This is a genomic window from Flavobacterium psychraquaticum (assembly GCF_034497725.1).
GTDB lineage: Bacteria > Bacteroidota > Bacteroidia > Flavobacteriales > Flavobacteriaceae > Flavobacterium > Flavobacterium psychraquaticum.
Map to the genome: position 1 here is coordinate 61,772 of NZ_JAXKVR010000029.1, position 18,565 is coordinate 80,336.

At 33.5% G+C, this 18,565-nt stretch carries 18 protein-coding genes and 1 pseudogene; 10 read left to right on the forward strand and 9 right to left on the reverse strand.

What is annotated here, in order from left to right; translation table 11 throughout:
* The first annotated feature begins 13 nt into the window (after positions 1-13).
* From T1L09_RS08370 to T1L09_RS08385, 4 genes are all read left to right on the forward strand, one after another.
* A complete protein-coding gene (locus T1L09_RS08370) occupies positions 14-970 on the forward strand; it encodes a D-2-hydroxyacid dehydrogenase (RefSeq protein ID WP_322550501.1) in 957 nt (318 codons plus the stop codon).
* A gap of 45 nt (positions 971-1,015) precedes the next feature.
* Complete coding sequence (locus T1L09_RS08375) at positions 1,016-1,618, forward strand: DUF937 domain-containing protein (protein ID WP_322550502.1); 603 nt, start codon at positions 1,016-1,018, stop codon at positions 1,616-1,618.
* A gap of 79 nt (positions 1,619-1,697) precedes the next feature.
* On the forward strand, positions 1,698-2,129 hold the full coding sequence (locus T1L09_RS08380) for a DUF6146 family protein (RefSeq protein WP_322550503.1): 432 nt from the start codon (positions 1,698-1,700) through the stop codon (positions 2,127-2,129).
* Between the two features lie 2 nt (positions 2,130-2,131).
* Positions 2,132-2,464 carry a DUF6787 family protein gene (locus tag T1L09_RS08385; protein ID WP_322550504.1) on the forward strand — a complete coding sequence of 111 codons (333 nt, stop codon included), beginning with the start codon at positions 2,132-2,134 and terminating at the stop codon, positions 2,462-2,464.
* Positions 2,465-2,474: 10 nt separating this feature from the next.
* Here the strand turns inward: T1L09_RS08385 and T1L09_RS08390 are convergent, their stop codons facing one another.
* The 3 genes from T1L09_RS08390 to msrA are packed head-to-tail and all read right to left on the reverse strand — an operon-like array spanning position 2,475 to position 4,062.
* Positions 2,475-2,801 (reverse strand): hypothetical protein, encoded by a 327-nt coding sequence (locus T1L09_RS08390; protein ID WP_322550505.1) that lies wholly within the window; start codon positions 2,799-2,801, stop codon positions 2,475-2,477.
* Positions 2,802-2,850: 49 nt separating this feature from the next.
* Positions 2,851-3,519, reverse strand: a complete 669-nt coding sequence (gene folE, locus T1L09_RS08395) for a GTP cyclohydrolase I FolE (protein WP_322550506.1) — start codon at positions 3,517-3,519, stop codon at positions 2,851-2,853.
* Positions 3,520-3,534: 15 nt separating this feature from the next.
* Positions 3,535-4,062 (reverse strand): peptide-methionine (S)-S-oxide reductase MsrA, encoded by a 528-nt coding sequence (gene msrA, locus T1L09_RS08400; RefSeq protein WP_422718511.1) that lies wholly within the window; start codon positions 4,060-4,062, stop codon positions 3,535-3,537.
* Between the two features lie 280 nt (positions 4,063-4,342).
* Between msrA and T1L09_RS08405 the strand changes: the two are divergent.
* Together T1L09_RS08405 and T1L09_RS08410 are read left to right on the forward strand one after the other, a co-directional pair.
* Positions 4,343-4,996 (forward strand): annotated as a pseudogene (locus T1L09_RS08405) (ABC transporter ATP-binding protein); the annotation flags it as partial.
* Positions 4,997-5,376: 380 nt separating this feature from the next.
* Positions 5,377-6,141, forward strand: coding sequence for a TIGR02757 family protein (locus T1L09_RS08410; RefSeq protein ID WP_322550508.1), 765 nt, complete (start codon positions 5,377-5,379; stop codon positions 6,139-6,141).
* 197 nt (positions 6,142-6,338) lie between these two features.
* On the opposite strand, the gene pyrF is transcribed toward T1L09_RS08410, so the two are convergent.
* The 5 genes from pyrF to T1L09_RS08435 form a co-directional block, all read right to left on the reverse strand.
* A complete protein-coding gene (gene pyrF, locus T1L09_RS08415) occupies positions 6,339-7,154 on the reverse strand; it encodes an orotidine-5'-phosphate decarboxylase (RefSeq protein ID WP_322550509.1) in 816 nt (271 codons plus the stop codon).
* A gap of 246 nt (positions 7,155-7,400) precedes the next feature.
* Complete coding sequence (prfA, locus tag T1L09_RS08420) at positions 7,401-8,471, reverse strand: peptide chain release factor 1 (protein WP_322550510.1); 1,071 nt, start codon at positions 8,469-8,471, stop codon at positions 7,401-7,403.
* Between the two features lie 138 nt (positions 8,472-8,609).
* Entirely contained in the window at positions 8,610-8,945 is a 336-nt protein-coding gene (ytxJ, locus tag T1L09_RS08425) for a bacillithiol system redox-active protein YtxJ (RefSeq protein ID WP_322550511.1), read from the reverse strand.
* A gap of 16 nt (positions 8,946-8,961) precedes the next feature.
* Positions 8,962-10,521: a protein adenylyltransferase SelO gene (locus T1L09_RS08430; protein WP_322550512.1), complete on the reverse strand. Its 1,560-nt coding sequence runs from the start codon at positions 10,519-10,521 to the stop codon at positions 8,962-8,964.
* 33 nt (positions 10,522-10,554) lie between these two features.
* On the reverse strand, positions 10,555-11,385 hold the full coding sequence (locus tag T1L09_RS08435; RefSeq protein WP_322550513.1) for a DJ-1/PfpI family protein: 831 nt from the start codon (positions 11,383-11,385) through the stop codon (positions 10,555-10,557).
* A 174-nt stretch (positions 11,386-11,559) separates the two neighbouring features.
* Between T1L09_RS08435 and T1L09_RS08440 the strand changes: the two genes are divergently transcribed.
* Positions 11,560-12,585 (forward strand): M28 family metallopeptidase, encoded by a 1,026-nt coding sequence (locus tag T1L09_RS08440; RefSeq protein ID WP_322550514.1) that lies wholly within the window; start codon positions 11,560-11,562, stop codon positions 12,583-12,585.
* Between the two features lie 62 nt (positions 12,586-12,647).
* Here the strand turns inward: T1L09_RS08440 and glyA are convergent, their stop codons facing one another.
* Complete coding sequence (gene glyA / locus T1L09_RS08445; protein WP_322550515.1) at positions 12,648-13,922, reverse strand: serine hydroxymethyltransferase; 1,275 nt, start codon at positions 13,920-13,922, stop codon at positions 12,648-12,650.
* Between the two features lie 112 nt (positions 13,923-14,034).
* Between glyA and fahA the strand changes: the two genes are divergently transcribed.
* From fahA to T1L09_RS08460, 3 genes are all read left to right on the forward strand, one after another.
* Complete coding sequence (gene fahA / locus T1L09_RS08450; RefSeq protein WP_322550516.1) at positions 14,035-15,321, forward strand: fumarylacetoacetase; 1,287 nt, start codon at positions 14,035-14,037, stop codon at positions 15,319-15,321.
* Between the two features lie 167 nt (positions 15,322-15,488).
* Positions 15,489-17,147: a T9SS-dependent choice-of-anchor J family protein gene (locus T1L09_RS08455; RefSeq protein ID WP_322550517.1), complete on the forward strand. Its 1,659-nt coding sequence runs from the start codon at positions 15,489-15,491 to the stop codon at positions 17,145-17,147.
* Between the two features lie 226 nt (positions 17,148-17,373).
* Positions 17,374-18,555, forward strand: coding sequence for a hypothetical protein (locus tag T1L09_RS08460; protein WP_322550518.1), 1,182 nt, complete (start codon positions 17,374-17,376; stop codon positions 18,553-18,555).
* The last annotated feature ends 10 nt before the right edge of the window (positions 18,556-18,565 follow it).

The window sequence follows — 18,565 nt, forward strand, 5'->3', positions numbered from 1 at the left end:
TAAAATACAAATAATGAAAGTTTTAGCAAACGACGGCATTTCAAAAAGTGGTATCAAAGCATTAGAAAAAGGAGGTTTTGAAGTAATCACAACAAAAGTAGCACAAGAACAAGTGGCTAATTATATCAATACCAATGCTATTAGTGTAATTTTGGTAAGAAGTGCTACAAAAGTGCGTCAGGATATTATTGATGATTGTCCGGGATTAAAAATAATTGGTCGTGGCGGCGTAGGAATGGACAATATCGATGTTGATTACGCAAGAAGTAAAGGAATTCACGTGATAAATACGCCGGCTTCTTCTTCAGAAAGTGTAGCGGAATTAGTTTTTGCTCACTTATTTTCAGGCGTTCGTTTTTTACACGATTCCAACCGAAATATGCCATTAGAAGGTGACACTCACTTTGATGGATTGAAAAAAGCCTACTCAAATGGAATTGAATTACGTGGAAAAACCTTAGGAATTATTGGCTTTGGCCGAATTGGTCAAGCGGTGGCTAAAATAGCTTTGGGATTGGGAATGAAAGTTATTGCCGTTGATAAATATGTACGTGAAGCGATAATTCGTGTTGATTTTTATAACGGTCAATTTATCAATGTTGACATTAAAACAGAACCACTAGAAGGTGTTTTCAAACATTCTGATTTTATTACTTTACACGTTCCAGCTCAAGATGGTTATGTAATTGGTAAAGAAGAATTAGAACAATTAAAAGACGGTGTAGGAATTATAAACTGTGCTAGAGGTGGCGTCATTGATGAAGTAGCATTGTTAGAAGCTTTAGACAATAACAAAGTTTTATTTGCAGGTTTAGATGTTTTTGAAAAAGAACCAACACCAGAAATTCAAATATTAATGCACCCAAAAATTTCATTAACACCGCATATTGGAGCTGCAACGGAAGAAGCACAAGATAGAATTGGAACAGAATTAGCAATGCAAATCATTAGTATATTAAAAAATGAATAATTTTTTTTATACCTTTAAATAAATAAACTAAACAAACTAAAAATTATGGCTGGAATTTTAGATTTACTAAATAGTGATATGGGGAAACAAATCATTGGAAGTGTTTCCGAAAAAACAGGTTTAGATGCTTCGCAAGCCACTAAAGTAGTTTCTTCAACTTTGCCGGCTCTTTTGGGTCAAATGCAAAACAATCTTACTTCTAAAGATGGCGCTTCAGGATTATTAACTGCTTTAACTAGTGGAAAACACGATGGAAGTATTCTTGATAATTTAGGTGGATTTCTAAAAGGTGGCGATTTTTCTGACGGAAATAAAATTTTGGGTCACGTTTTAGGCGGCAATCAAGACAAAATGGTACAAGGATTAAGCTCTAAAACAGGAGTTGACTCTAGTATAATTTCAAAAATATTACCAATGCTTGCGCCTATTATTATGGGGTATTTGGCAAAACAAACTCAAAAAGGTGGCGTTTCAACAGGTTCAGGCTTAAACGATATTTTAGGCGGATTAATGGGTGGAAACGGGGGCGGATTAGCTTCTATGTTAGACCAAAATGGTGATGGAAAACTTGACGTTAGCGATGCAATGTCGGCTGTAAATAAAAAAGGTGGTCTAGGTGGATTATTAGGCAAACTATTCAGTAAATAAGAAACATTTAATATTTCATAAAAGCGTCGGCACTGTCGATGCTTTTTTTTACCTTTATATTTCGTAAATAATGGAGGTTATGAAGTATAATATTTTAATTCTATCGCTAGTTTTCTCTTTACTTATAGCTTGCAATGGAGCTAAAAGTTCTACTAGTTTTGAAGATAAACCAAAATTAGATAATGATACTATTCGGATCGCAAACAAAGAAATTGAATATGAAGTTATTATTATTGATGGTGGATTTACTTCTTGGTTTAATTCATACGCCAAACCAAAAAATTATTATTCCCAGTCTTACTTAGAAAACAGAAATAGAATTTGGGTTATCGAATGGAACAGAAGAGCAATGCTTCCTTTTCAATATAAGTCCGATCTTTACGAGATGACTATCAACTATCAAAGCACTATAAATTATGGTTACGATGTAAACTATATGATTTACAATTACTTAGTTTATTTTCAGTTAACTAACAAACAAGAATTAGGAGGATTTGTTCCGAGAATTTAATTATGAAGAAACTTAAAGAACGCTGGAATGTCACAAGCAACTGGCAATTAACAAAAATATTTATTGTATTTGCTATTACAGGTTATAGTTCATTACTACTAGCTATACCTTTTTTAAATCTAATTGGAATTCCAGAAACTTTTCAACCGCATTGGCTTTATCGCGTTTTAAGAATATTATTAATCTTCCCGATTTACCAGTTTTTATTAGTATTTCTAGGATTTATTTTTAGAGAATTCGATTTTTTTTGGCAATTCGAAAAGAAAATGTTAAATCGATTAAAATTAGGATTTATTTCAAGATATGTAGATTCTAAACTAAAAAAGGAGCAATAAGCTCCTTTTTCTATTCTTGTCCTTTTCCTTTATTTATTATGTACGTATAGAACCAAGTAATGGTAAACGTTGGGATTATATCTACAAACGGTATTAATTCTTCGATAAAACCAAAAACTCCTGCTAACTTCCCAACAGAACCTTTAAACATAAGTACTAACAACATTCCCGAAATTGGTGCCCAAATAAAATCAATAGCTTCCCCAAAAACAGGCACTACATAAGACAACATTCCTATTCCATCAAATAATAAGCAAAGAACTAACTTTGACATTTTATCATTTTTTGCTGGTGGCAGTGGAGAATTAATTCCTGATTCGTTTATAATTTCTGTCATTCTTTATAATTGTATTTTCAACTACGAAGATACAAAACTAATGCCAAAATTATTCTTTGTGAATCATTTTGTAGAAATCATCTCGATATTCTTTCTGATTGAAAACACCACCATATTGTAAAGTTGAAGTATAACTGCTTTGATCTTTAATTCCTCTACTCGAAACACATAAATGCGTTGCTTCCATCACTACAATTACATTATCAGTGCCTAAGACTGTTTTTAATTCGTTGAAAATTTGCATAATCATTCGTTCTTGGACTTGCGGACGTTTTGCGTAATAATCCACGATACGGTTTAGTTTCGATAATCCAATAACTTTTCCAGAAGAAACATAAGCTACGTGCGCTTTTCCTACGATTGGTAAAAAGTGGTGTTCGCAAGTTGAATTAAACGTTATATTCGCTTCAACCAACATTTTATCATAGTTATAAGAATTGTCGAAAACCGAGATTTTGGGTTTATTGGCCGGATTTAAACCTGAAAATATTTCTTGAACAAACATTTTAGCCACACGATGGGGCGTTCCTTGCAAACTATCATCGGTTAAGTCTAAACCTAACTCTTTCATAATAATTTCAAAATGTTGCTCAATGACTTTCATTTTATCAGCATCTGATTTTGCAAAAGCATCTGCTCTTAAAGGAGTTTCAGCCGAAGTCATTTGATGATTATCACCAATAATATCAAATATTTCTTTTTCAATAGTTGTATTCATAGCAATTTCTCCTTTTTATTTTAATTTTGATTTGTAGTATTTTCTTAATTTTTCTAATTTCGGTGCAATTACCATTTGGCAATACCCTTGACCTGAATTTTGATTGTAATAATTTTGATGATAATCTTCCGCTGGATAAAAAATAGTTGCCGAAGACAATTTTGTTACGATAGGATTGCTATACAGTTTTTCCTTTTCTAACAACTCAATATATTTTTCAACCTTATCTTTCTGCTCTTGCGAATGATAAAAAACTTCACTTCTGTATTGTGTGCCCACATCTGCTCCTTGACGGTTTAAAGTCGTTGGATCGTGTGTTCCAAAAAACATTTCTAATAAATCTTCAAACGCTACCTCTTTCGGGTTGAACGTAATTTGAATTGCTTCAGCGTGCCCAGTAGTTCCTGTAGAAATTTCTCGGTATGAAGGATTTTTAACAGTTCCTCCAATATATCCTGAAACAACTTTTTCAACTCCTTTTACCTCTAAAAATAAGGCTTCTGTACACCAAAAACAACCTCCTGCAAATGTTGCTATTTCCATTCCTTCTTGTGTTTTTATTTTAATTGGTTCTTTAAATTCTTCTTTAACGATAGGCTTTTCTTTAGCAGTACAAGAACTAAAAGCGAAGCTTAAAACTAAAGAAAACAATTTGAAACTATTTTTCATACTGCGATTCTTTTATTTTTGTTTAACAAATTTACGTAAAAATTAAACACTATTTACAATTTAACGAAACTTTATACTTTAATTTACGAGAATAGCTTTCGATTAGTTTTTTTATTAGCCAAAATTCTTTGTTACTTTGTAGAAATCTTGGAATATGATAGTTGCAAAAAATCTACATAAATATTACGATTCGTTACACGTTTTAAAAGGTGTTGACTTACACATTCAAAAAGGCGAAATTGTTTCTATCGTTGGTGCTTCCGGCGCAGGAAAAACGACTTTGTTACAAATTTTGGGCACATTAGATATGCCCCAAAAAGATTCGAATACCTTTTTAGAAATAAATGGTGAATCGATTTTAAATTTGAAAGACAACGCTTTATCTAAATTCCGAAATACACATTTGGGATTTATTTTTCAATTTCACCAATTACTACCAGAATTCACAGCCTTAGAAAACGTATGTATTCCAGGATATATTGCTAATCGTGACAAAAAAGAAGTGGAAACAGAAGCAATACGCTTGCTAACCTATTTAGGATTAGCCGAACGAACACATCACAAACCAAGTGAACTTTCAGGAGGAGAGCAACAACGTGTAGCCGTTGCTAGAGCTTTAATTAATAATCCTGCTGTTGTTTTTGCCGACGAACCTTCTGGAAATTTAGATACACATACAGCTGAAACTTTACACGAATTGTTCTTTAAGCTGCGCGATGAATTTGGGCAAACCTTTGTAATTGTCACTCATAACGAAGAACTTGCAAATATGGCAGACAGAAGATTGATTATGGTAGATGGAGATATAATTGACGGCGAAACGCATATAGTAGAACATCGCGCATTGTACAACCAGAAAAATACACCTCAAGTAATAACACAAAATAATTATCCGATTATAGATAAAGCTGCGTTAAGAAAGAGCGGTATTAAAAGTCTTATTCTAGGAATTTCCTCATTAACTGTTGGAATAATAGCCTTGATTTTCGAAAACTCTTTAGGTTTAGTTACAGGAATACCATTATGCCTAATAGGCGCTGTCAGTATTTTTATAGGTTTTAGAAAAATCTAGAATTGATGTATAGCGTTTAGTATATTGACTATATTTATTAAAGTTATGCTGGCACTCTACAAATAACCATTTAAGTCCTATAAGTTTGTAATTAACGCATAGGTTAAATTAAAATAATGACACATTCCGAACTCAAAGATTTTTTAGACGAAAAGGTCGAGTTGTACAATAAACCTAAATTTATTGAAAGCGATCCGATTCAGATTCCTCATTTGTATTCGGCCAAGGAAGATATTGAAATTGCAGGATTTTTAGCGGCGACAATTGCGTGGGGAAATCGTAAAATGATTATCAACAACGCCAAAAAAATGATGGATTTTATGGGAAATTCACCTTACGATTTTGTGATGTCGCATTCGGAATCGCAATTGGAACCTTTAGAAAGTTTTGTGCATCGAACTTTTAACGGAACCGATTTTGCTACGTTTATCAAAAGTTTTCAACATATTTATAAAAATCACGGCGGCTTGGAAGCTGTCTTCTCAAAACATCAGCAAGAAGATTCAATGCAAAATGCGATTTGGGAATTTAAGAAATTGTTTTTTGAAGTTGATCATTTGCCTAGAACTCAAAAACACGTTTCCGATCCGCTTAAGAATTCGGCCAGTAAGCGAATTAATATGTGGTTGCGGTGGAATTGCAGAACCGATAACCAAGGAGTTGATTTTGGCATTTGGAAGACCATTTCACCTTCTAAATTATCTTGTCCGCTTGATGTTCATTCTGGAAATGTAGCTCGAAAATTAGGCTTACTAACTCGAAAACAAAATGACGCGAAAGCTTTAGCCGAATTAGACACCAATTTACGTCTTCTGGACAAAGAAGATCCTGTTAAATATGACTTTGCCTTGTTTGGTTTAGGAATTTTTGAAGGATTTTAGAAAAGTTTTTGCTAGGGATTAAAATAGATTATTTTAATACTAATTATCTATTGAATCAAAACAATAATTATCGAATAGTTACACCTAACAGGTTTTAAAAACCTGTTAGGTGTTTGATAAATTGCAACAGTATTTGAACTTTTAATTCACAACTTATAAAAAGATTACAAATTTGGGAATCTGAGGGATTTTTATTATTATTTATTTAAAATAACTTCCATCTCTTGTTGAAGTTTTAAGGCTTCTTCCCTAGCCTTTTCTGCAAAATCGGTTCCGTTTGAAGCGTAAATAATGCCTCGTGAAGAATTAATTAAAAGACCAACGTTTTCGCTCATTCCGTATTTGCAAACTTCTTGCAAGCTTCCGCCTTGTGCTCCAACTCCTGGAACTAATAAAAAACTGTTAGGAACAATTTTTCTGATTTCAGTGAAATATTCAGCTTTGGTTGCACCGACAACATACATTAGATTTTCGGCATTTTTCCAGTTTTTTGAAGTTTCTAAAACTACTTTATAAAGCTCTTTTCCGGCTACATTTTTTGTTTGAAAATCAAAAGCACCTTCATTTGAAGTTAAAGCCAACATAATAGTATGCTTATTTTCGAAGGCTAAGAAAGGTTCGACTGAATCTTTACCCATATAAGGAGCAACGGTAACGGAATCAAAGTTTAAATCTTCAAAGAAAGCTTTGGCATACATTGACGAAGTGTTTCCGATATCGCCCCGTTTTGCATCGGCAATGGTGAAGATTTCGGGATGGTTTTCGTTGATGTAATTGATTGTTTTTTGTAGGGATTGCCAACCCTTTATACCATAAGCTTCGTAAAAAGCGGTGTTTGGTTTGTAGGAAACGCATAAATCGTGCGTGGCATCAATAATGGCTTTGTTGAATTCGAAAATCGGATCTTCGGTAGTTAATAAATGTGCTGGGATTTTTGATAAATCGACATCTAAACCGATGCAAAGAAATGATTTTTTGGCGTGAATTTGGGCCGTTAGTTGTGCTGTAGTCATTGTGTTGTGTTTGACGCCAAAGTTCGCAAAGTTTTTGATAGTTTGAAATAAAAACGAAACAAAAATTCGAATAGTTTCCTAACTAGCCCCGATTGTAGTGGAAATCCTTTTTATTTTTCTTTTAAAAATAAAAAGATTGCAACGGAAAGCGGGAAAATGGATTCCAAAAAATGCCCGAACCCTTCGCTCCAAAAAAAAATGCCAAACTTAGGAAGTCTGACATTTTTGAATCGTATTTGTATGTTTTTAATATTCGTTTTCTTTTAATTTCTCCATATTGTTAACCAATTGAAGTTCTTCTACGAATTTTTGAATTTTTCCATTCATTACACCATCCATATCAAAAACGTCCAAACCAATTCTGTGATCCGTTACGCGTCCTTGTGAATAATTGTAGGTTCTAATTTTTGCAGAACGGTCTCCTGAACTCACTTGCGAAGTACGTTTGATAGCATCTTCGGCTTGTTTTTTTGCTAATTCTTGTTCGTATAAACGCGAACGCAAAACATCCATTGCCTTGTCTTTATTTTTATGTTGCGATTTTTGATCTTGACATTGGGCCACTAATCCAGAAGGAATGTGCGTTAAACGAACCGCAGATTTGGTGGTATTTACCGACTGACCTCCAGGACCTGACGAACAGAAAAAGTCAACACGAACGTCATTCATATCAATGTGCACGTCAAACTCTTCAGCTTCTGGCAACACCATTACTGTTGCCGCAGATGTGTGCACACGACCTTGGGTTTCGGTTTGCGGAACACGTTGTACCCGATGAACTCCCGCTTCAAACTTCAAAGTTCCATAAACATCTTCTCCTGAAACTTCAAAAATTACCTCTTTGAAACCGCCAGAAGTTCCTTCGTTCATGTCTACAACAGAAGTTCTCCAACCACGAGATTCGGCATATTTTGTATACATACGGAACAAATCTCCCGCAAAAATAGACGCTTCATCGCCTCCAGTTCCTGCACGGATTTCGACCATTACGTTTTTAGCGTCTTCAGCATCTTTAGGAATCAACATGAATTTGATTTCTTCTTCCAGCTCAGGCAAACGCTCTTTTGCTTCGTCTAATTGCATTTTGGCCATTTCTACCATTTCGGCATCTGAACCATCGGCAAGAATTTCGTTCGCTTCTTTAATATTTTCATCAATATTGATATACTCTTCGCGTTTTTCAACTAAAGCTTTTAAATCTTTGTATTCTTTGTTTAATTGTACATAACGTTTTTGATCCATAATCACATCAGGTTGAATAATCAAATCTGAAATTTCATCAAAACGTTGTTTTATATATTGTAATCTATCTAACATTGGAGTCGTATATTTTGGAGTGCAAAGTTACAATTTTAGTTTAAAGTATAAAACTTTATAGTTTATTTCTTTTTGACTGAATTTCAATTACTTACAACTAGTATTAAAAAACAAACCTAATTTAGAATTGAAAATTTGCTACAAAAATTTCGCGATTTCAGCCACTTGAATGCTGTGATGCGAAGAACGATAAACAACTTCTTTGTTTTTCAAGACAATAATTTGCGGTGATTGATGAATTACACTCAATTCTGAAGCAATAAAGTTTGAAATTGGACGGTACGTTAGCAAGTCCAAATAATTGAAATCGGCCTTATCGATTAATAAATCATTTCCGGCTTGTAAACGTTCTTTTGCATAAGCACTGATGCCACAAGTGGTGCTGTCTTTGAAAATAATTTGCGGTTTTTCTACTGAATTTTCAACAATAGTCAATACATCTTGTTCTGTGGTAATGGGTTTCCAGTTTTTCATATCTATTTTTTTATTTTTAAGAACTACACGATAACATTGAACAACCGACTTTATTTCGAGCCCAATCGGGGCGTTTTGCAAACCATTTTTCAAATTCGGGTTGCTCGTCATAAGGTTGTTTCAGTAAAATATACAATTCGTTTATTAAGCTATAATCTTCTTTTTCGGCGGCTTCGATTGCCAATTGTGCCATATAATTTCGCAAGACATATTTGGGGTTGACCAAATTCATTGCTTTTTTTCGTTGTTCGTCTGAATTTGTTTCGAAATTTAGTTGTTCTAAATAACGTTCCATCCAATTTACCCAACTTGTATTTAGACTTGCATTAATTTTAGAAGGTTCGTAAAATGCGATTTCGATTTTTGCCAAAGCGATTTCTGCCGTATCGGATTTTAGAATATTTGCTAAATTTCGATAGAAAATTGTCATATCGGTTTCCGAAGTTGTCAATAAAGTAATCAATTCGTCTTGAAAATCCGCATTATAATCCGACGAAAGTCCAAGTTTGGCTTGCATCATTTTTGGAAATTTCGCATCAAATTGTTGGTTAAAACTGTTCAAAACCACTTCCATTGCTTCCAAATCTTCAATTAACGGATACAATGCATTTCCGAGTTGGACTAAATTCCATAAAGCAATATCGGGTTGGTTTTTAAAACGATACCGTCTTCCTTCGGCATCGGTTGTGTTTGGTGTCCAATCGGGATCATAATCTTCTAACCAACCATAAGGTCCGTAATCAATTGTTAACCCTAAAATCGACATATTATCCGTGTTCATAACGCCGTGTACAAAACCGACACGCTGCCATTCCACGACCATTTCGACCGTTCTATTAATTATTTCCTGATAAAATGCTAAATATTTATCTTTGCCCGAAGTTTGAATTTCTGGATAGAAATACTGAATCGTATAATCGGCTAATTTTTGAAGATTTGCGATATCTTTTCGGGCTGTAAAAAGTTGGAAATTCCCAAATCTAATAAATGATGGAGCAATTCTACAAACGACTGCTCCTTCTTCATAAGCGGCATTTCCGTTGTACATCACATCTCTTAAAACCTTGTTTCCTGTCGTAATTAAAGACAAAGAACGCGTGGTTGGAACGCCCAAATGAAACATTGCTTCACTGCACAAATGTTCGCGAACCGAAGAACGCAAAACCGCAAAACCATCGGCAGTTCTAGAATAAGGCGTTTCCCCTGCTCCTTTTAATTGCAAGGTAAAACGTTTGTCGTTGTTTATGATTTCGAACAAATTAATTGCTCTTCCATCGCCTAATTGTCCGGCCCAATTCCCAAATTGATGTCCGGCGTAAGCCATCGCATACGGATTTGTGTTGGGATAAACTTTAGTTCCTGAAACCAAATCTAAAAACTCTTGAGAATTTATGGAATCCTTTGTAAAACCCAACTCATTTGCTACTTCATCCGCAACGTGAACCAATTTTGGATCCGACGGAACACGTGGCGTAACATAAGAAAATGCAGCCTGATGCACTTGGCGTCTTTCATTTGTGGTTTCCTTATCAGCCGTAAGTTGTTTGTTAAAAGTGTCGTCTAAAAATAATTTCATAAAAGCAGATTTGTTGTATTGTATGACTTTTTTTTAGTTTTTCCAATTTTGAAGTCGATCTAAATATAAATACGACTCTACAAATTTTCTGTGTTTTTTATTGCTTAATTTTTCTAACAATTCTAAAGAAGAAATATAAGACGCTAAGTTTCCGTTTGAGGATAAAAACTTCCCATCTTCCATATAACTTACATTTTTGTCATCTTGTACTTTTAATAACGGATATTTTTTTTGTAAATCTTCTCCACCACCAATCCAAGTAACGATTTTTTTGCCATTTGCAATTCCAGATTCTCCGATAAGCGAAGCTCCAGCACAATTACTCACGGTATATTGTGTATTGTTGTTTTGGCTTTTAATAAAATCGACTAAATTTTTATTTTTTACTTGCAAAGTCATATCATAAGCACTTGGAACAATTAAAATGTCTAATTTTGGCGTATTGGTTAAAATATAATCTGGAAACATTTTCAAACCTTCTTCACTCACAATAAAATCATAGGATTCTGCAATTGTAATTACATTAAACAATTGTTTTCCGTCTTCCGTTAATTTGGTAAAAACATCTATTGGTGCTGTTAATTCCGTAGTTAAAACGTCGTCATACATCAGCACACCAATAGTAGGCAAGTCTGGATTTAAGGTTTTAATTTTTTTGGATAATTCTTCAATTTGGCCATTTGTTAAACTTATTAATCCATTTTCGGTATTTCTTTTTAAAACTCTTGGACTACAACTTGCAATTGAATCCGGATTATTTACAACCTGATTTTCAATAACTAAATTACTAGAATCATCTGAACTTTTTGAATTACAACTAATTAAAATTACTGTAATGAATACTATTAATAATTTATTTATCATTTTATTTCAACTTTTAAATTGTCTTAAGCAGACTGTTTAACAAAGATACTCATTGTTGTTCTTTAAAGAATAGTGCAAATCTTCAAATTTTGTTAAAATTGATCTTCAAACTGTAATTAATTGATTGATTATTGAACTAACTGATTATATTTGTTAACCAAAACTCTAATTTTAATGAAGAAAATAGTATTTAGCACGGCAATCTTAACCTTAGTATTAGGAAGTTGTTCAACCGCTCAAAAAGTAGTAAAAGATAAGGATGTTGTCAGTAATTATATAAACACAATTACGGCTCCCGAATTAAGCAAGCACCTTTATATTGTAGCAGGTGATGCTATGGAAGGAAGAAACACAGGAGAACCAGGCCAGAAAAAAGCAGGAAAATACCTAATTGAAGAATATAAAAAAATTGGGGTTTCTTTCCCAGAAGCTGCTACGGATTGGTACCAAAAAGTGCCATCTGAATTTATGAAAAGAGGATTTTCGCCAAAATTAAATGATTCAGAGAATATTTGGGCGTTTATAAAAGGGAGTGAAAAACCCGAAGAAATTGTAGTTATTTCGGCACATTACGATCATGTAGGGATGAAAAATGGTGAAGTGTATAACGGTGCTGATGATGATGGCTCTGGAACAGTAGCTTTATTAGAAATAGCTCAAGCGTTTAAAGAAGCTACCAAAAAAGGAGACGGACCGAAACGCTCTATTTTATTTTTACACGTAACTGGTGAAGAACACGGTTTACACGGTTCTCGTTTTTACTCGGAAAATCCGTTGTTCCCTTTAAAAAATACGGTTGCAAATATCAATATTGACATGATTGGAAGAAGAGATACGTTACATCCAAATACCAATAATTATATTTATGTAATTGGTTCAGACCGATTAAGTAGTGAATTGCATACTATTAATGAAGCTGCAAATGCAAAATACACGAAAATGGAATTGGATTATAAATACAACGACAGAAATGATCCAGAGCGCATTTATTACCGTTCCGACCATTATAACTTTGCTAAAAATGGAATTCCTGCAATTTTCTTTTTCAACGGAATTCACGAAGATTATCATCAACCAGGCGATACTCCAGATAAAATTGAATATGATGCTTTAGCAAAACGAGCGCAGTTAGCTTTTGCCCTTGCGTGGGAATTAGCGAACAGAACTGAAAGAATTAAAGTCGACAAAGACGGAAAATAATATAAAAAAAACTCCTAAGAAATTTTAGGAGTTTTTTTTTATACTATAAAGTATTTCTTGTGTTAAAAAACAAACATTGCTCTTTCACTCATTAAATCGTTCACTTCTTCTGCAACTTGTTCTAAAACAGTTTCATCGGTATGATTTGTTAAAACTTTATCAATCAAGGCTACAATTGTTTCCATATCTTCTTCTACTAAACCACGAGTAGTGATTGCAGGAGTTCCCACACGGATTCCAGAGGTTGTGAAAGGTGATTTATCGTCAAAAGGAACCATATTTTTATTTACGGTAATTTCTGCTTTTACTAGAGCGTTTTCAGCTTCTTTACCAGAAATCCCTTTGTTTCTTAAATCGATTAACATCATGTGATTATCTGTTCCACCAGAAATTAATTTGTAACCTCTTTTATTAAAAGCTTCAGCCATAGCCTTAGCGTTTTTTTGTACTTGCATTGAGTAACGGAAAAACTCATCTGTTAAAGCTTCACCAAAGGCTACTGCTTTAGCCGCAATGATGTGCATCAAAGGACCTCCTTGATTCCCTGGGAAAACCGACATATCTAAAATATGCGACATCATTCTGATTTCTCCTTTTGGTGTAGTTAAACCCCAAGGATTTTCGAAATCTTTCCCCATCATTATCATTCCTCCTCTTGGACCTCTTAAAGTCTTATGAGTTGTTGTAGTAATAATATGACAATGAGGAACAGGATCATTTAATAAACCTTTAGCTATTAATCCCGCTGGATGCGAAATATCGGCTAATAACAAGGCGCCAACACTATCCGCAATTACTCTAAAACGTTCAAAATCCATATCGCGAGAATAAGCCGAAGCACCCGCAATAATCATTTTTGGTTTTTCTCTTAAAGCAATTTCTTGGATTTTATCATAGTTTAAAACACCTGTTTCTTCTTCGACTCCATAAAATACAGGATCATATAATTTACCTGAAAAATTCACTGGTGAACCGTGAGTTAAATGACCTCCGTGAGATAAATCAAACCCTAAAATTTTATCTCCGGGTTTTAAACAAGCTGCAAAAACAGCTGTATTCGCTTGAGAACCTGAATGAGGTTGCACATTTACATAAGCTGCACCAAACAAAGCTTTTGCTCTGTCAATTGCAATTTGTTCTACAATATCTACTACTTCGCATCCTCCATAGTAACGTTTTCCTGGATAGCCTTCTGCATATTTATTAGTTAAACATGAACCCGCAGCTTCCATTACTTGGTCACTAACAAAGTTTTCAGAAGCAATTAATTCAATTCCGTGAATTTGTCTATCTTGTTCGTCAAGAATTAGATCAAAAATTTGTTCGTCGCGTTGCATTGCAATAAAGTTTCGTTAAAATTAGGTCAAAATTACGAAAAAGGTTTGTTACATTGCTAGATAATTTTATATTTGATTCATAATTTTTCAACAACTAATCTTTAATAAAAATATGCCAAATATAGCAAACGATCCAAAAAGAGCATCTTGGATTCAGGTTCCACAAAATAGCGACTTCCCTATTCAGAATATTCCATTCGGAGTTTTCATAACTAGAGAAGATGTAATAACGATCGGAACGAGAATTGGTAATTGTGCCATTGATATGGGCGCGCTTCAGCAATTAGGTTACTTCGAAGGCATTGAATTGACAGACGATATGTTTATGCAAGATACTTTAAACGATTTCATTTCAGATGGAAAAAAAACCTGGCGTTTGGTGCGCAATCGCTTGGCTGAACTTTTCGACGAAAACAATTCGAAATTAAGAGATAATAAATCACACAGAGATGTAGTTATCTTTGATGTTGCCGAAATAGAAATGCTTCTGCCAGTTCAAATAGGTGATTATACTGATTTTTATAGTTCAAAAGAACACGCAACAAACGTTGGTGCTATGTTTCGTGACCCAGAAAATGCATTATTACCAAACTGGTTACATATTCCTGTAGGTTATCACGGCAGAAGTTCTACAATTGTTCCTTCTGGAATTCCAGTGCACAGACCTTATGGCCAAACCTTACCTAATGGCGAAACAACTCCTGTTTTTGGTCCCTCTAAATTAGTAGATTTTGAACTAGAAACTGCTTTCATTACGACCGATGCTAATATAATGGGCGAGCCAATTTCTGTAGAAGAAGCGGAAGAGCATATTTTTGGAATGGTTTTATTTAACGATTGGAGCGCAAGAGATATTCAAAAGTGGGAATATGTGCCGTTGGGTCCGTTTTTAGCTAAAAACTTTGCTTCATCAATTTCGCCTTGGATTGTGACGATGGACGCTTTAGAAAGTTATAGAACAAAAGGTCCAGAACAATCGCCTACTCCAATGCCTTACTTGCAACAAAAAGGCGAAAAAGCATTTGATATTAATTTAGAAGTAGCGATACAACCTGAAGATAAGGACGAGACAATTGTTTCTCGTTCAAATTTTAAATATATGTATTGGTCAATGGCACAACAATTGGCGCATCATACAATAAATGGTTGTAGAGTAAACAGCGGTGATATGATGGGAAGTGGAACAATTTCTGGTCCAACACCTGATTCGTATGGTTCAATGTTGGAGCTTTCTTGGGGTGGAAAAAATCCTGTAAAATTAAATGATGGTTCTGAACGTAAATTTATTAACGATAACGATACTGTAATTATTAGAGGATATTGTCAAAAAGATAACCTCAGAATTGGTTTTGGAGAAGTTTCGAGTAAATTGTTACCAGCTGTAGAATTGAAATTCTAAAATTTATCCTAAATATATTTAAAACTCCGAAATCGTCTTTCGGAGTTTTTTTATATACAACCCGATCTAAATAAACAAATTGATCAAATACACTTATTTTGAATGATTTACACTAATAACGGATAATTAAGTCTATATTTGCTTTTAATGTAAAAAACAAATAAATTATGAAAAAAAAATACTCTTTATTAGTTATTATTTTTTGTTTCTATTTTTCTGGACATTCACAAACAATATTTTTTGAAGATTTTGAAGGAACAGGAGGAACATTCCCAACAGGATGGACACTTTTCAATGTAGACGGATTAACTCCAAGCGCAAGTGTTTCCTATATGACAAACGCATGGATTGTTAGAGCTCACCCAAATAATGCAGCAAATATTATGGCTACAAGTACTTCTTGGTACACGCCAGCTGGAGTATCAAATGACTGGATGATGTCGCCTCCTATCACTTTAGCAAACAACAGTGTTTTATCATGGGATGCATATTCACCTGATGTTGCTTTTCCAGATGGATATGAAGTAAGAATATCGACCACTACTGCAGATATAGCTGCTTCTAGTGTCATTTTATTTTCTACAGCTGCAGAGAACTCAACAATAACAAATCGTTCAGTTGATTTATCAGCATATTCAGGACAAACTGTATATATTTCTTGGAGAAACAATAGTAATGACAAATTTTTACTTTTAGTGGATAACATAAAAGTAATTGCTACTTTAAGTTATGATTCGAATATAAGTGCAACTACATCTAACGAGTATTCAAGAATACCTTTTTCTCAAGTTGGAAATTTAAATTCAAATATAACTGTTTCTAATTTAGGCACCAATGCGATGACTAATCTAGTAGTTACATTAAATGTATATGATTTAGCATCCACACTTGTATATACTGAAAATAGCACCCCTATTGCAAGTTTAGCATCTGGAGCAAATCAAACGGTAAATTTGGTAGGATATACTCCAACCACTTCTGGAAACTATACATTTACTCATGTACTTACAAGTACAGAAACAGATGCGTATTTATTAAACAATACGATAAGTTATAGCAAAGAAATTGAAAATACTTATGCAAGAGACAATAATATTATAACTGGATCTTTAGGGATTGGAGAAGGAACAAGTGGACAACTAGGACAAGAGTTTGAAATTGTAAATTCTACAAATATTGTGTCAGTAAGTTTTATTCTAAATAATACAGATGGAACTTTAACAGGAACAACAACATATGCAACTATTTGGAACATGGTAGCTGGTGTACCTTATGCAATTATTGCCCAAACTGTTCCAGTAACAATTGTTAGTACTGTAAATAATTTATACACAGCCAATATTGTTGGTGGAACTTTCACACTTAATCCAGGAACATATTTAATCGCTATTGAAGAAGGTACCTTATATATCCAAGTTGCAAATACAGATGCTATTTTTACTCCTGGTACTGTTTGGGTAAATTGGCCTACAATTCCAACAGGTTCATGGGCTAATGTTGAAACATTTGGAGCTACTTTTGCAAAAAGTCTTGTAATTAGACCAAATTTCATGGATATATTAAGTACAGATAATAATCAATTAAATACTGATTCAATAACTTTATATCCAAATCCTGCAAAAAACAATGTCAGAATATTAAATAATAGTGAACTAAATTTAATCAATGCAACTATTTATGATATTAGCGGTCGCATTGTATCGTTCTATAGTTTAAATAATAATTCAGTGAACGATTTAGATATATCAAAAATAAGCGCTGGAAATTATATAATTAACATCCAGTCTGAATCTGGTGTAATTACAAAGAAGATGATTATTAATTAACATCAAAATTATTTTTTCAATACTAAAACTCCGAAATCGTCTTTCGGAGTTTTATTTTTTAGCCCTGATGGAAGTGGCATCCTTTTTGTTTTTCATTGCGAGGAGGAACGACGTGGCAATCTAAACAAAAAGATAGAACGTACAGCAGGAATTAGCTTCAAAAAAACTAACTGACGAAGTAAATAGCTCCAAAAAAAATTTATCTTTGACAAAATATTTAATTTTTATGAAAAAAATTACCCTACTCTTTTTATCGCTAGTTATCTTTTCTTGTGGTGTAAAACAAACACAATCTATGTTGAGTAATGGAGATTATGACGGTGCTATTATTAATGCTGTTGATGCTTTGCGCACGAACAAAAACTCAAAAGGGAAACAAGATTATGTGTATTTGTTAGAAGAGGCTTTTGCAAAAGCAAAACAACGCGATTTAGAATCATTAAACTTGTTAATTAAAGAAAATAATCCGTCCAACTACGAAAGAATATTTAATTTATACACACAATTAAACAATCGTCAAGAACGTATAAAACCACTTTTACCTTTGCAATTATTAAAAGAAGGTAGAAATGCGATTTTTCCGATGGATGATTATTCAGACGATTTGGTGAATAGTAAAAGTAATTTATCAGGATTTTTATATGCGAATGCGAAAAAGTTGATGACTTCCAAAAACAAAATGGATTTTAGACAAGCTTTTGATGATTTGACTTACTTAGAAAAACTTAATCCAAATTATAAAGATGTTAGGGCGTTAATGGACGATGCGCAATTTAAAGGAACCGATTTTGTTCACGTTTACACTAAAAACGAAACTAATATGGTAATTCCGGTCAAATTACAAGATGATTTACTAGATTTTAGTACTTATGGCATAAACGATAAGTGGACGGTTTATCACAACAATAAGCAAAAAAACATTTCCTACGATTTTGCAATGATGGTAAATTTTAGAGCGATCGCCATTTCTCCTGAGCAAATTAAAGAAAAACAATTTATCAAAGAAAAGCAGATAAAAGACGGTGTTAAAAACTTGGTAGATGCAAATGGTAATATCGTAAAAGATAGTTTAGGAAAACCTATTAAGGTAGATAATATGAAGTCGATTACCGTTAGTATTTATGAATTTACTCAATTTAAATCTTGTAAGGTAACTGCAAAAGTGGATTATATCAATTTAAAAACAAATCAGTTATTAGATGCATATCCAGTAACTAGTGAGTTTATTTTTAGCTACATTTATGCTAATTATAATGGCGACAAACGTGCTGTTGAAGAAACCTATTACCAATATTTTGATCGAAGAGCCGTTCCTTTTCCAAGTAATGAACAAATGGTTTACGATACAGGTGAAGATTTAAAACTCAAGTTAAAAAATATTATCACCAATAATAAATTTAGGAGGTAAATTTTTAATT